The 371-nt window shown below is 39.6% G+C and carries 1 protein-coding gene; it reads left to right on the top strand.

Features of this window, described 5'->3' with window-relative positions; genetic code table 11:
- Window positions 1-27: 27 nt before the first annotated feature.
- A partial coding sequence (locus A3761_RS01645; protein ID WP_197472727.1) for a glutathione S-transferase occupies window positions 28-371 on the top strand: 344 nt, incomplete at its 3' end.

The following is a 371-nucleotide window of genomic DNA, read 5'->3' as shown; positions in this document are numbered from 1 at the left end:
TGAACTAATAGTATATAGGATGTAGAAATGATTAAGTTGCACCACTTGAATAATTCACGATCTCAACGCGTTATTTGGGCCTTAGAGGAGTTAGGGCTAGACTTTGAAATAGAATCCTATCAGCGAGACCCTACTACCTACCTAGCTCCAGAAAAACTTAAGGAAGTGCACCCTCTTGGTAAGGCTCCGATCTTGGAAGATGGCGAAAATAAAATTGCAGAGTCTGCGGTTATCATCGATTATCTAGTGAATCAGTACGCTCCAAATCTAAAGCCGGAAATCAACACTGAAGAATATTTAAACTACCAATACTGGATGCACTATGCTGAAGGTTCATTGATGCCTTATCTCGTTATGAAGCTTGTATTTGA

The sequence above is a fragment of the Oleiphilus sp. HI0123 genome (assembly GCF_001635315.1).
Note: the sequence above shows the minus strand (reverse complement) of the source record. Positions and strands in the feature narration are given on the sequence as shown.